This is a genomic window from Paraburkholderia tropica (assembly GCF_914484835.1).
Lineage (GTDB): Bacteria > Pseudomonadota > Gammaproteobacteria > Burkholderiales > Burkholderiaceae > Paraburkholderia > Paraburkholderia tropica_A.
The window spans coordinates 208,575-221,811 of record NZ_CAJZAR010000049.1 but is presented as its reverse complement, the minus strand read 5'-3'; the positions used below and the strand labels follow the sequence as shown (position 1 = coordinate 221,811).

At 67.7% G+C, this 13,237-nt stretch carries 12 protein-coding genes; 8 read left to right on the top strand and 4 right to left on the bottom strand.

The annotated features are described in order from the left end of the window. The coding region (locus LDO54_RS17175; protein ID WP_224011887.1) for an ATP-binding protein at positions 1-2,126 on the top strand (2,126 nt) is incomplete at its 5' end. 68 nt (positions 2,127-2,194) lie between these two features. Next, positions 2,195-2,632, top strand: coding sequence for a response regulator (locus LDO54_RS17170; RefSeq protein WP_224011886.1), 438 nt, complete (start codon positions 2,195-2,197; stop codon positions 2,630-2,632). 3 nt (positions 2,633-2,635) lie between these two features. Here the strand turns inward: LDO54_RS17170 and LDO54_RS17165 are convergent, their stop codons facing one another. The 4 genes from LDO54_RS17165 to LDO54_RS17150 form a co-directional block, all read right to left on the bottom strand. After that, a complete protein-coding gene (locus tag LDO54_RS17165; RefSeq protein WP_224011885.1) occupies positions 2,636-3,004 on the bottom strand; it encodes a nucleotide pyrophosphohydrolase in 369 nt (122 codons plus the stop codon). Positions 3,005-3,069: 65 nt separating this feature from the next. Beyond that, positions 3,070-4,737: a sensor histidine kinase gene (locus tag LDO54_RS17160; RefSeq protein WP_224011884.1), complete on the bottom strand. Its 1,668-nt coding sequence runs from the start codon at positions 4,735-4,737 to the stop codon at positions 3,070-3,072. Positions 4,738-4,836: 99 nt separating this feature from the next. Further along, positions 4,837-5,550, bottom strand: coding sequence for a biliverdin-producing heme oxygenase (locus LDO54_RS17155; protein ID WP_224011883.1), 714 nt, complete (start codon positions 5,548-5,550; stop codon positions 4,837-4,839). Between the two features lie 313 nt (positions 5,551-5,863). Continuing rightward, positions 5,864-7,771 carry a PAS domain S-box protein gene (locus LDO54_RS17150; protein ID WP_224011882.1) on the bottom strand — a complete coding sequence of 636 codons (1,908 nt, stop codon included), beginning with the start codon at positions 7,769-7,771 and terminating at the stop codon, positions 5,864-5,866. A 439-nt stretch (positions 7,772-8,210) separates the two neighbouring features. Between LDO54_RS17150 and LDO54_RS17145 the strand changes: the two genes are divergently transcribed. The 6 genes from LDO54_RS17145 to LDO54_RS17120 all read left to right on the top strand — a co-directional run bounded on the left by LDO54_RS17145 (position 8,211) and on the right by LDO54_RS17120 (position 13,224). After that, a complete protein-coding gene (locus LDO54_RS17145) occupies positions 8,211-8,396 on the top strand; it encodes a hypothetical protein (protein WP_224011881.1) in 186 nt (61 codons plus the stop codon). A 20-nt stretch (positions 8,397-8,416) separates the two neighbouring features. Then, positions 8,417-10,408, top strand: coding sequence for a putative bifunctional diguanylate cyclase/phosphodiesterase (locus tag LDO54_RS17140; protein ID WP_224011880.1), 1,992 nt, complete (start codon positions 8,417-8,419; stop codon positions 10,406-10,408). Positions 10,409-10,472: 64 nt separating this feature from the next. Beyond that, positions 10,473-11,342: a flagellar motor stator protein MotA gene (motA, locus tag LDO54_RS17135; protein WP_224011879.1), complete on the top strand. Its 870-nt coding sequence runs from the start codon at positions 10,473-10,475 to the stop codon at positions 11,340-11,342. A gap of 74 nt (positions 11,343-11,416) precedes the next feature. After that, positions 11,417-12,358 carry a flagellar motor protein MotB gene (gene motB, locus LDO54_RS17130; protein WP_224011878.1) on the top strand — a complete coding sequence of 314 codons (942 nt, stop codon included), beginning with the start codon at positions 11,417-11,419 and terminating at the stop codon, positions 12,356-12,358. Between the two features lie 66 nt (positions 12,359-12,424). Then, positions 12,425-12,601 carry a hypothetical protein gene (locus LDO54_RS17125; RefSeq protein ID WP_224011877.1) on the top strand — a complete coding sequence of 59 codons (177 nt, stop codon included), beginning with the start codon at positions 12,425-12,427 and terminating at the stop codon, positions 12,599-12,601. A 137-nt stretch (positions 12,602-12,738) separates the two neighbouring features. After that, a complete protein-coding gene (locus tag LDO54_RS17120; protein ID WP_224011876.1) occupies positions 12,739-13,224 on the top strand; it encodes a PRC-barrel domain-containing protein in 486 nt (161 codons plus the stop codon). Positions 13,225-13,237 lie beyond the last annotated feature (13 nt).

Genomic DNA, 13,237 nt, shown 5'->3' with positions numbered 1-13,237 from the left:
CGCGCGGCGGCGAACGCGCGCCGCTCGCCGTGGTCGCGCACCGCCACGACGGCGTCGCCATCGTCGAACTCGAACCGGCGCTCGGCACCGGCGACGTGTTCTCCTCGCTCTACCCGCTCGTGCGCACCTTCCTGCGCGGCCTGCAAACGAGCCCCAGCGTCGAAGCACTCGCGCGCCTCGCCGCCAGCGAAGTGAAGCGCATCACCGGCTACGGGCGCACGCTCGTCTACCGATTCGACGAAGCGGGCAACGGCCACGTGATCGCCGAAGCGCTCGATCCCGGCTACGCCTCGTATCTCGACCAGCGTTTTCCGGCCGCCGACATTCCGTCCCAGGCGCGCGCGCTCTACGTGCACAACCGCATTCGCCTGATCGCCGACGCCGACTATGCGAGCGTGCCGCTCGTGCCGCCGCTGCATCCCGCCACGGGACGCCCGACCGATCTCACGTGGGCCTCGCTGCGCAGCGTCTCGCCCGTGCACGTGCAATACATGAAGAACATGGGCACCGGTTCGTCGATGTCGATGTCGATCGTCGTGCGCGGCCAGCTCTGGGGCCTGATTTCGTGCCATCACGCGAGCGCGCGCCTGCCCGCGTTCGAAGTGCGCGCCGCCTGCGAGCACATCGCGCAGATGCTTTCCTTGCAGATCAAGGCGCGCGAGGACGGCGCCCAGGCAGAATACGGACTCGCGCTGCGCCGCCGGCTCTCGCGCCTGCTCGCGAGCATGGCGAACAGCGAGCACTTCGTGAGCGCACTGGCCGCCGAGCCGCACGAACTGCTCGGCCTCACGGGCGCGAGCGGCGCGGCCATCGTGTTCGACGGACGCATCGTGACGGTCGGCGTCACGCCCGACAAGACGCAGCTCGAACGGATCCTCAACTGGCTCGACAACCAGCACGGCGACGTGCACGCGAGCGAACAGCTCGCGCGCGACACGGGCACCGCGTTCCATCACGACGCGGCCGGCATGCTCGCGGTCTCGATCTCGCGGCTCTTTCGCAATTACGTGATCTGGTTCCGCCCCGAGGTCGTGCGCGCTGTGAAGTGGGCCGGCGATCCGCGCGAGAAGCTCGCACCATCCACAGCGGACGCGGACAATGCCACGGCCTCGCACGCGCTTTCGCCGCGCGCAAGCTTCGACGTCTGGACCGAAATCGTGCGCGAACGCGCGCTGCCGTGGCGCGCCGCCGAAGTCGACATCGCGCGCGAATTCCGCGCCGCACTGCTCGATATCGTGTTGCGACGCGCCGAGGAACTCGCGCAACTCGCGCTCGAACTGGGCCGCGCGAACGAAGAACTCGAAGGCTTCTCGTACACGGTCTCGCACGATCTGCGCGCGCCGCTGCGCCATATCGCCGGTTTCGCCGATCTGCTCGCGCACACCGAAGCCGACGCGCTCTCCACGCGCGGAAAGCATTTCGTCGAGCGCATCGCGGCGTCGGCGCGTTTCGGCGGCAAGCTCGTCGACGACCTGCTCGCGTTCTCGCACATGGGACGCGCGGCGCTGCACAAGCAGGCCGTCGATCTGAACCGGCTCGTCAAGGAACTGATCGCCGATCAGCAGCGCGAGCATCCCGCGCGCGCGATCGACTGGCGCGTGGCGACGCTCTGCACGCTCACGGCCGACCCGGTGCTGATCCATGTGGTGCTGCGCAATCTGATCGACAACGCCGTGAAGTTCACGCGCAATCGCGACGAGGCCGACGAGCGCGCGATCGTCGAAATCGGCTGCGCGCCGGGCGAAGGCGAACTCGCCGATCACGATATCGTGTTCGTGCGCGACAATGGCGTGGGCTTCGATGCGCGCTACGTCGACAAGCTGTTCGGCGTGTTCCAGCGCCTGCATCGCTTCGAGGAATTCGAGGGCACGGGCATCGGACTTGCGAGCGTCAAGCGCATCGTCGAGCGTCACGGCGGACGCGCGTGGGCCGACGGCGAACTGAACGTGGGCACTACCGTGTCGTTCGCGATGCCGCGCGTGTCGCTCGCGCGGGCCGCGCAAACTGCGCCAGGCATCATGCAGGACGGCGCGCGCAACGATGAATCGGCGGCGGCGGCCGTGGCGCGGCTCGCGTCGGTGACGCCCGGCGCGCAGCCGTTTCGCAACGTGCGCAAGCCGGACTAGCCGCATGCCGCCAACACCGTGCACCCATACCAACGCGCCTTGAGGCGCGGGAGAAAGAGGACACCGTCGTGCTGAGACCCATCCTGCTCGTGGAAGACAATCCGAACGATATCGAGCTCACCCTGATCGCGCTCGAAAAGGCGCGCCTCGCGAACCCGGTGGTGGCGCTGCGCGACGGCGCCGAAGCGCTCGACTATCTGCGCCGCGAAGGTCAGTGGGCCGATCGCCCCGACGAAAACCCCGCCGTCATTCTGCTCGACAAGAAACTGCCCAAGCTCGACGGCCACGAAGTGCTGAAAGTCGTGCGCGAAAACGCGCATTTGCGGCGCATTCCGGTGGTCATGCTCACGTCGTCGCGCGAGGAAAAAGATCTGCTGCGCAGCTACGATCTCGGCGTGAATGCGTATGTGGTGAAGCCCGTCGAATTCGACGACTTCATGGAAGCGATCAACGATCTCGGCGTGTTCTGGGCCGTGCTCAACGAGCCGCCGCCTTATACGCGCTGATCTTCACAGATCGGAGTGCTTCTTCGCGTTGCCCTTCGCCTTCTCGACCGGATAGCGCGTTTCGTTCACGCGCACCTTGTCCGCTGCTGCTTTCACCAGATCGAAACCGGCCGTGTGCGCGGTCAGCAGCAAATAGATGAACACGTCCGCGCATTCCTGTTCGAGATGGGCGCGCGCGGCGGGATCGTCGAGCATCGCCGCGATCTGCGCATCGTCTTTCCATTGAATCGTTTCGAGCAGTTCGCCCGCTTCGATACTCGTCGACACGATCAGATTGCGCAGCGTATGAAACTGCCGCCAGTCGCGCGCCTCGCGAAACGCGAGCACCTGCGCGATGAGCGCGTCGAGCGGCGTGGGAGTGGAGTCGGTCATGTCGGCGGCGCTCAAGGAATCGGAGCGGCGATTGTACCGCCGCGCGTCGTACCCATTGCGCGCCCTCACCGATACCGCGGCACCACCACCACAAACGTCGCGCCCCGTCCCGCGCCCTCGCTTTGCGCGTGGATCGTGCCGCCATGCAAACGCACGATGCTGCGCGCGAGCCACAAGCCGAGCCCGAGTCCCGACGCGCGGCCGCTGCCGCCCGCCTGATAGAAGCGTTCGAAAATGCGTTCGAGCACATCCGCGCCGATGCCGCGTCCGGTATCGCGCACGCGCAGTTCGGCCTGCTCGCCGCGCACGCCGACGCTCACCGCGATCTCGCCCGCTTCCGTGAACTTGAGCGCGTTCGACACGAGATTCCAGATCACCTGGCGCAGCCGTTTTTCGTCGGCCATCACGATGCAGGATTCGAGATCGTCGGCGATGAGGCGCACGCCCTTTTCCTCGATGCGCATGCGCATGTCCTCGGCGATATTGCCCGCGAGCGCGCCGAGATCGACGGGCGCGGGTTCGATCGACAGCTTGCCCGTGGCGATCGCGCCGCTGTCGAGCAGGTCGTCGACCATCAGCGCGAGCTGACGCGCGTTGCGCTCGATGACCGTGCCCGCGCGCGCCATGTGCGCGAGGTCGGCCGAGCGTTGCAGCAGCGTGGCCCACGACTGGATCGCGCCGAGCGGCGAGCGCAGTTCGTGGCTCACGGCGGCGACGAAATGATCCATCGCGCGCGTGGCCTCCTCGCTGCGCTCGCGCGCGGCGCGCTCGGTCACGGCGGCGGCCTGGTGTTCGAGCTCCGACTCCTTGCGCATCGAAATATCGAGCGCGAGCCCGATGATCGACACCGCCGCGCCCGGCTGCTCGATGCCCTCGATGGTTTCGATCCCGCGCGGACGCGTCGCGCGCAGCAGGATCCAGCGCCGCTGCCGGTTCGGCCAGGTCACGCGGAAGTCGACTTCCACGGGCATATCGGTGTGACGCGCGGCGTCGAACGCGCTGCGCACGCGCTCGCGATAGGCCTCGTCGATCAGTTCCTCGAAGAGACGGCGCTCGGTGATGGTCGCCGCGCCCGGCAGACCCAGCAGCGTCTTGAACTGCTCGTTGCAGGTGAACACGCCCGTGCGCGTCTGCAATTCCCACGCGCCCACGCTCGCGAACGCCAGCGCGTGCTGCAACTGTTCCTGCTGCATGCGCAGCTGCTCGTTGGCTTCGTCCACCAGCACCTGGCGCAGCCGCGCCTGCGAGCGCAGCTTGGCGCGCTCGCGCTGCTCGCGCGCTTCTTCTTCCATGCGTTCGGTGATGTCGTGCACGCAAAGCCCATAGAGCGGCTCGCCGCGCGCGGTGCGCATGAGCGTCGCGCGCACCTGCCAGTAGCGCGGCACGAGCGGCCCGACGCCGTCGAGCGCGAGGTCGTAACGCAGCGGCGGCGCGAGGCGGCTCTCGCCGGGCGCGCCTTGCGCAAGCAGGCTTTCGAGCCACTGGCGGCGCGCCTCGCGCTGCGTCGCCGAGCCCGCCTGATTGATCGCATAAACCGACTGCCCGACGATCACCTCGCGCTCGCATGAAACCAGCGTCAGATAGGCGCGATTGGCCGCGACGACGTTCGCGTCGGCGTCGAGGATCAGCCACGCATCGGGCAGCGCCTCGAAGATATCGGCGACATCGAACGCCGCCGTGGACTCGGACTCGGCGGACTCGATGGACTCGGGATCGAATAGAGGTTCGGACATCGGCTCGGGGATCGATTCGGAAATCGGCGGGGACAGGGGCAAGGGCTCGGGCTCGGCGATGAGGCGATGACGCGATGAAGCGCCCACGCCGCGTGCCGCTCAGGCCGCGGCCACGCGCGCCTCGGGCATCGCCGTCGCGGCTTCGGTCTGCGACGCTTGCGGCAGCAGCGCGATCAGCCGGTCGAACGCGGCGCGCGCGCCCGCGCAGGCGCGATCGACGTCGGCGGGCGTATGGACGTCGCGCCGCATCGCCGCGATGAAGGCGTGCCAGCGCGGGCCGGGCGCGTTGCCGTCGCCGCTCAGATAATCGAGCGGATGCGGCGCGAAAGCCAGCGCGTGCTTGCGCAGCAGCACCGCGCCGCCCAGTTGCGAGCCTTCGATCACGTAGCACGCGCCCCAGCGCCACGCGACGTCGGCGGCGAGCGCGGCGGACGGCGCAGGGGCTTCGGCGCGCTGCCCGCTGCGTGAATCCGCACGTGAATCAGCAAATGCATCGGCAAGTTCGGCGGCTTCCCGCGCATGCGCGCGCAGCGCCGGATGCGCGAGGTCGCGCTCGATCAGCGGCAGCCGCGCGAGTTGCGGCAGGCTCGCGGCGTTCTGCGGACCATCGGCGAAACGCTCAAGCCACGCTTCGAGCGGCGCGAGCCAGTCGCGCAGCACCTGAAGGTGCAGCCGGTAATGCGCGAGCGAGGGCGCGTCACCGGCGAGCGGCATCGCGCCCTCGACGGCCTCGTGGCGCGCGGCGGTCGCGAGACGCAGGGCGCCGAGGACATCGACGAACGAAGATTCGGCGGCGGATCGGATAGCGGTCACGGTCGGGTCCTGGTAAGCAAATCAAGCCAAACGGCAACAAAGCGGCAGCACAACCGCAGCATACGACAGCGCCCCATCACGGCGATGAACGGGTTCGCCAGCATGATACCGGCGCGGCAACGCCAGGCACATCTGGCGCGCCCCAATTATCGCGTCGCGGGGGCGTTCATGCGTGGACGCGCGCAGGCGCGCCACCACGGTTCGTCGTTGAGCAGGTTCCGTGCCCGAGCGGGCGAAGCAAGCGCGGGGCGGAACGTGGCCGCGCCGCGCGAAAGAAAGGTGCGAGAGAGAAAACCGAAGAAGAACGCCCCGGCTAGGCCGAAACGACTGGAAGCGCCGCGAGCGTTCCGTCCGCAGCGTCCGCACCCTGCACCCAGGCGCCACCGAGCCGCCAGGTATTGCGCCCGGCGCGTTTGGCCTCGTACATCGCGCTATCGGCGACCGCGAGCAGATCGTCGCCTAATGCCCCCAACGCGCTCCCTGCGCCCGCCGGCTCGCGGATCGCCACGCCCACGCTCGCGCTGGCTTCCACCCGCATGCCGCCCGTCACAAAGGGCCGCGCGAGCGCGTGGCAGATCGACTGGGCGATGCGTCCGGCGGCCTGCGCGTCAGCCACGCCACGGCTCACCACGACGAATTCGTCGCCGCCGAGACGGCTCACGAAGTCGCCCGCGCGCACGGTCGCGGCCAGCCGCCGCGCAGCCTCGCGCAACAGCGCGTCACCCGCGTCGTGGCCGAAGCGATCGTTGATGCCTTTCAGGCCGTCGAGATCGACGAAGAACACCGCGAAGCGGCACGCGCCGAGGCGCGCCGCCGCCAGTTCCTCTTCGAGCGCGCGCCGGTTCGCGAGCCCCGTGAGCGCGTCCACCAGCGCGCTTTCGCGCAGACGCTGCTCCGTGCGCCGCTGCTCGGTCACGTCGTGCGCCATCACGTAAAAACCCGTCACGCGGCCGTCGCGCTTCGCCGGAATATAAGTTGTGCACCAGACGCGGTCCTCGTCCTCGCGATACTGCACCTCGTCGCAGGTCACGCGCTCGCCCGCGAGCGCGCGCGTGAAATGCGGCTGCAGTTGCGCGAACACCTCGGGGCGCAGCGTTTCGGCCACGTTCGCGCCCACCTCGCCGGGCGCGCGCGGACCGAGCACGCGCTTGAACGTGTCGTTATAGAAGCGGTAGCGCAGATCGCGATCCACCACCGCGATCATCACGGGCAGATTGTCGGTGATGGTCTGGAGTGCGTCGCGGCTGCGGCGCAGTTCGCCAGTGCGCTCGCGCACGCGTTCTTCGAGTTCCGCGTGATAGTTGCGCAGCGCTTCCTCGCTGCGCTTGCGGCTGTCGATGTCCTGCACGGCCGCGATGAAATGCGCGGGCACGCCCGCCGCGTCGCGCAGCAGCGTGACCGCGAGATTCACCCAGATCGCCTTGCCATCGGGCCGCATGTAACGCTTTTCGATCGTGTAGGTCGACTGCTTGCCCGCGAGCAGTTCCGACACCAGCGCGAGGTCGGCGGCCACATCGGCGGGATGCGTGACTTCGGCGAAGGTGAGCTTGCGCAGCGTCGCCTCGTCGTAGCCGATGATCTCGGAGAAGGTCGGGTTGACGTCGAGAAAACGCCCGTCGAGCGCGACCAGCGCATTGCCGATCGGCGTTTCGCGAAACACGGTCGTGAAGCGCGCCTCGCTGATCGCGAGCGAGCGGCGGTCGCGTTCGTGCGCCGTGCGCGAACGGATCAGCCTGCGGCGCACATCGAGTTCGCGCTCGACGAGTTGCGCGTAGTCGATGAGCGTCTGCACGTCCTCGGCTTCGAAGGCGCGCGGCACGGTGTCGATCAGACAGAGCGTGCCGACCACCTCGCCATCCGCGAGACGCAGCGGCGCTCCCGCATAGAAGCGGATATGCGGCGCGCCCAGCACGAGCGGATTGTCGAGAAAGCGCTCGTCGTCGAGTGCGTCCTCGACCACGAGCAAACGCTTGCTGAGCACCGCGTGCGCGCAGAACGACATGCTGCGCGGCGTTTCGCAGGCCGCGATGCCGTGATGCGACTTGAACCACTGACGGTCTTCGTCGACCAGCGAGACCAGCACGATCGGCACGCGGAACGCGCGCGCGGCCAGGCGCGCGATGCGGTCGAACGCCTCCTCCGGTTCGGAGTCGAGAATATCGAGCCGGTGCAAGGCGCGCAGGCGGATGTCCTCGTCGAGCGGAAGCGGAGCAGTAATCATGGGTCGGGATCTCGCAATGGCGGACGCGTCGCGCGTGACGCCGTGGCCGGGGCTCGAACACGGGTCTCGGCTACGTTAACGGCAGGCGGGCGGCAAACCTGACCCCAGCTCCGGCCAAACGTTTTCCCGGCGAACGCTGAATAAAAGCGCACGTGCGTGCGCGATCGTTCACGCAAAAACAAGCGGCGCGATACGGGTATCTCCGCATCGAGCGCGGCGCGCGATTTCATCCGAATGGCGGCGCGCATGGGTATTCGGCAATTTACTTCCATTAGTACGGATACCTGATTAATCAACACGAACCCGATGCGACACACAATGATCGCGCCCCCGAAAAAAAACTCGCAGGACGACTTCAGCAAGCGGCGACGCCGCCGTAAAAATGGCCAAGCTTCATGTTCGCGCAACAATCATGAGATCACTCGCCCAAGCTGCAAAATTGACTTCACCCTCTTCGTGGGCCAGCGCCGCGCGTCTCGCGGGCCGCCGCACGCCCGCGGCCCGCGTGAGCGCCGCGCCGCACGCACGCCGTGCGGCCGCCGCTCGCCGTGGCCGCGGCAGCGACGCCGCCACCAATTTCGCCACGCGTCGTCTGCTCGCGCGTCAACGCACCCGGCACGCCTGAGGCTCATCGAGACGAAGTCTATGGACCACACGATGAAGCCCGTCTCCCGAGCGCCGCAAGCGCGCGACGCCTGGTCGCTGCGCAGCGCGACCGCTGCGTTGCGCCGCTCGGTCCGCACGCGCACGAAGCTGCACATCGGCATCTTCATCGCGCTGTTTGCCGCGCAAACGCTGTTGCTCACGAGCCAGCTGGTCGCTGTCAACGATGCGCTCGAACACGCCGAACAGGACCTGCCCGAGCACGCGCTCGACACCGTGGACGCGGTGCACGCCATGCCCGCGCGGCTCGTGCTCGCCGCGCGTCAAGGCGAGCACGACACCGACGGCCTGCGTACGGTCAGCGCCGAAAGCGCGCCCGGCCTGCACGACGATCAGGGCGTCGCAGGCGTGCACGACGCGGCCCGCCACGCGCGCCGGCTCGTCAAGCGCACGCTCGAAGCGGCGCTCGCCATTGCCTGCCTCACGCTCCTGCTCGGCGTGGCGCTGTTCCGCCATGTCGAGCGCACCATGCTGCAGCCGCTGCTCGCGATCACCGATTCGCTCGTGCGCCTCGCGCGCGGCGAGGACCTGGAGACGCTGCCCGAGCTCGAACGCAGCGATGAAATCGGCGCGATGGCGAAGGCCTTCGACGCGCTCTGCGCGAAGTCGCGCGAGCTGAAGGACGCGCACGAAGCCACGCGCGCCGCCGAGGCGCACGCCCAGGCGCTCGCGCGTCACGATCCGCTCACGGGGCTGCCCAACCGCCGCCTGCTCGCGGCCGAGATGGGCGCCGCGTTCGAGCAGGCGCGCCGGCGCGGCAGCGGCTATCTGGTGATCGTGATCGACCTCGACCGCTTCAAGCCCGTGAACGACCTCTACGGTCACGCGGCGGGCGACACCGTGCTCTGCGAAATCGCCGCGCGCCTGCGCCGCACGGTGCGCGAACGCGACACCGTCGCGCGTCTGGGCGGCGACGAATTCGCGGTGCTCGCGCTCGCGCCGCACGACGAACAGGCCGACGTCGCACGCGAACTCGCACAGCGTTTGCTGGCCGCCGTGCGCGCGCCGATCGACGTGGGCGGCGTGCGCCTGAACGTGGACGCGAGCATCGGCATCGCCTGCTGCCCGCGCGACGGCCAGGATGCCGACGACCTGCTGCGCGCCGCCGATATCGCCATGTATCGCGCCAAATGCGAAGGCAAAGGCACCTACCGCTTCTTCGAGCAGAAAATGGACGACGAGCTGCGCGAGCAGGCCACGCTCGAATCCGAGGTGCGCCGCGCGCTCGCGGGCGGCGAGATCCGCCCGTACTATCAGCCGCTGGTGCGGCTCGACGACGGCCAGACCGCCGGCTTCGAAATTCTCGCGCGCTGGCATCACGCCGAACGCGGCTGGGTGCCGCCCGATTTGTTCGTACCCCTGATCGAACAGATGGGCATCGCGCCGGTGTTCACGGCGGCGATCCTGCGCCGCGCCTGCCGCGACGCGCTGCGCTGGCCCGCGCGCTATCACCTCGCGCTCAATATCTCGCCCGCGCAGTTCAAGGACGAACAGCTCGTGTCGCTGCTGATGCCGATTCTCGCCGACGAGGGCTTTCCGCCCGAGCGGCTCGAAATCGAGATCACCGAATCGGCGCTGATGGGCGATTTCGATATCGCGCGCGCCGTGCTCGCGCAGTTCCGCCGCGCGGGTCTGAGCATGTCGCTCGACGATTTCGGCACCGGCTATTCGAGCTTGCAGCATCTGCGCGAACTGAAGTTCGACAAGATCAAGATCGACCGCTCGTTCGTGCTCTCGATGTCGTCGTGCAGCGAAAGCGCGAAGATCGTCGACGCCATCGTCGCGCTGGCCTCGAATCTCGGCATGGCCACCGTGGCCGAAGGCGTCGAAACCCAGGAACTCGCGCGCATGCTGCGTCTGAAGGGCTGCGAGTACGCACAAGGCTATTACTTCGGCAAGGCAATGGCCGCGCGGGACATCGACGCGCTGCTGAACGTGGACCGTCCCAACGCGCTCGCGCAAAACGCGGCGTAGGTGTCGCGCAGGCGTCACATCGGCGTCGGATCCGTTTCAACACTCTGGTAAGCAAGGGAAAATCATGTTTGTCGCAATCGGCTGGATCGTGGTCCTCGGATCGGTGATCGGGAGCTTCGTCGGCGTGGGCGGCCATCTGCCCGCGCTCGTGCAACCGTTCGAACTCCTGTGTATTTTCGGCGCGGCGCTCGGTGCGTTCGTGGTGAGCAACCCGAAGTCCACGCTCGGCAAGACCATCAAGGCGCTGCCCACGTGCTTCAAGGGCGGCGGCTACACCAAGGCTCAGTACCTGGAGCTGATCGCCCTGCTCTACGAACTGCTGCAAAAGGCCCGCAAGGAAGGGATGATGGCGCTCGAAGTCGATATCGAAGCGCCCGACAACAGCCCGATTTTCCAGAAGTACGCGCGCGTGCTGGCCGATCATCATCTGCTCGACTTCATCGTCGACTATCTGCGCATGATGTCGGGCGGCAACGTCAATCCGATGGAAATGCAGGACCTCATGGACGAGGAACTCGACACGCATCACGCCGAAGTCTCGGTCGCGCCCAACGCGATCCAGAAGATGGCTGACGGCCTGCCCGCGTTCGGCATCGTGGCCGCCGTGATGGGCGTGGTGCATACGATGGGCTCGGTCGGCCAGCCGCCCGCCGTGCTCGGCGAAATGATCGCGGGCGCGCTCGTCGGCACCTTCCTCGGCATTCTGCTGGCCTATGGTTTCGTCGGTCCGATCGCCGATCTGCTCAACGCCAAGGGCCGCGCCGCCACCAAGCCGTATCAGTGCGTGAAGGCCGTGCTGCTCGCCTCGCTCGCGGGTTATGCGCCGCCCGTGGCCGTGGAGTTCGGCCGCAAGGTGCTGTTCACCGCCGATCGTCCGAGCTTCCAGGAACTCGACGAAACCGTGCGCGCCACCAAGACGCCGAAGGCCGCGTAAGCGCCAGGTAAGCGCCACATAAGCACGGCGCACGCGCCACGCAGGCACACCGCAACACCCGGGGAGAGAACGACATGTCGCAAAGACAGCGCGCCGCGCAAGAAAGCCAGAACAGCAAGCCCGCGCCGGTCATACGCCGCGTGAAGAAAGGCGGCGGCCACGACGCGCATCACGGCGGCGCGTGGAAGATCGCGTATGCCGACTTCGTGACCGCGATGATGGCGTTCTTCCTGCTCATGTGGCTGCTCGGCTCCACTTCGCAGTACGACCGCGACGGCATCGAGAAATACTTCAACACGCCGCTGTCAAGCATGCTGGGCGGCAAGCCGAATTCGGCGAACCCGAGCCCGAGCGTCATCAACGGCGGCGGCCACGATCTGTCGAACAAGCTGCCCGCCGTGGGCGGCGCGAACGCACAGCCGTCGCAGGCGCGGGCGATACCGGTCGCCGTCGCGCCCGCCGACGCCGCCGACAAGGCGCGTCTGCAGCAACTGAAGGCGAAGCTCACGTCGCTGATCGAGCAGAAGCCCGCGCTGAGCGCGTTCAAGGACCAGATCCGCGTGACGATCACCGACGAAGGGCTGCGCATCGAACTCGTCGATTCGCTCAAGCGGCCGATGTTCGCCACGGGCAGCGCGAAGCTCGAAGACTATGCGTACGCGATCCTCGTCGAGATCGGCAGCGCGCTCAACGACGTGGCGAGCGGCGTCTCGATCGCGGGCCACACCGATTCGGTCCCGTATTCGGGCGGCCTCGCGGGCTACTCGAACTGGGAGCTGTCGAGCGAGCGCGCGAACGCGGCGCGGCGCGCGCTGGTGGCCGGTCATCTGAGTGAGGACCGTCTGCTCCAGGTGCGCGGGCTCGCCGACGTGCTGCCGCTCGAACAGGGCAGCGCGGATAGTCCGCTGAACCGCCGCATCAGCATCCTCGTGATGAACCAGGCCGCCGAGCGCGCGTTCTTCCAGGACGCGCACCGCTACACCGTGGCCGGGCAGAAACCGGGGCAGGCGTCGTAAAACCGCGTTCCCGGCGGGCGCGGACTTTGCGGTATCGGGCACGTCCACTTCGACAGGAGCGACGCCATGACCGCGAAAGACCCGCACAATCCGCAACCCAAGGACCTGCGCCATCCCGAGCCCGCGCAGCACAGCGACAACGTGCACAGCAGGATGCCCGAGCGCGACGACCGCAACCGCAAGCAGTCGCCCGCCGACCGTCCCGGCAAGCAGCCGGGCGAAGGCGAGCCGTCGGTCAGTTGAACTGACGGGTTCGAACAGGCCGCAACGCGCGATATCCGCGGCACGGGCATTGCTCAAGTGAAGACACGACGGCCGGACGCATCAAGCACCATTGCACACGCGCCGGCCGAACTCAACGCACTTCAGAGGAGGCGATCATGCCCACCTTCACCCCCAGCAACATGCCCACGAGCCAAGGCAGCGAGGGCGCGCGCATCGTCGGCAAAGGCAGCGAAACAGCCGCCGGTCCCGGCCCCGACATCATGGCCGCCAGCACGCTCGACAGCGATCGCGTGCTGAGTTCGGATGGCGAGGAAATCGGCAAGATCAAGGAGATCATGCTCGACGTGCAAGGCGGACGCGTCGCCTATGCGGTGCTGTCGAGCGGCGGCTTTCTCGGCATCGGCGACAAGCTGCTCGCGATTCCGTGGAATGCGCTCACGCTCGATACCAACCGCAAGTGTTTCCTGCTCAATGTGTCGTCCGAACGCGTGCGCAACGCACCGGGCTTCGACAAGGATCACTGGCCCGCGATGGCCGACGCCAAGTGGGGCAGCACCGTGCACGCCTATTACGGCAGCGAGCCGTACTGGGAAGGCGTCGAACCCGTGGTGCCGCCGCGCGACGATCTGGGGCGTCACTGATCACGTTTGACAG

Coding starts and splice junctions, on each gene's coding strand:
- motB (WP_224011878.1), top strand. CDS start 11,417: ATGTCGCAAAGACAGCGCGCCGCGCAAGAAAGCCAGAACAGCAAGCCC.
- LDO54_RS17140 (WP_224011880.1), top strand. CDS start 8,417: ATGGACCACACGATGAAGCCCGTCTCCCGAGCGCCGCAAGCGCGCGAC.
- LDO54_RS17125 (WP_224011877.1), top strand. CDS start 12,425: ATGACCGCGAAAGACCCGCACAATCCGCAACCCAAGGACCTGCGCCAT.
- motA (WP_224011879.1), top strand. CDS start 10,473: ATGTTTGTCGCAATCGGCTGGATCGTGGTCCTCGGATCGGTGATCGGG.
- LDO54_RS17120 (WP_224011876.1), top strand. CDS start 12,739: ATGCCCACCTTCACCCCCAGCAACATGCCCACGAGCCAAGGCAGCGAG.
- LDO54_RS17165 (WP_224011885.1), bottom strand. CDS start 3,004: ATGACCGACTCCACTCCCACGCCGCTCGACGCGCTCATCGCGCAGGTG.
- LDO54_RS17160 (WP_224011884.1), bottom strand. CDS start 4,737: ATGTCCGAACCTCTATTCGATCCCGAGTCCATCGAGTCCGCCGAGTCC.
- LDO54_RS17150 (WP_224011882.1), bottom strand. CDS start 7,771: ATGATTACTGCTCCGCTTCCGCTCGACGAGGACATCCGCCTGCGCGCC.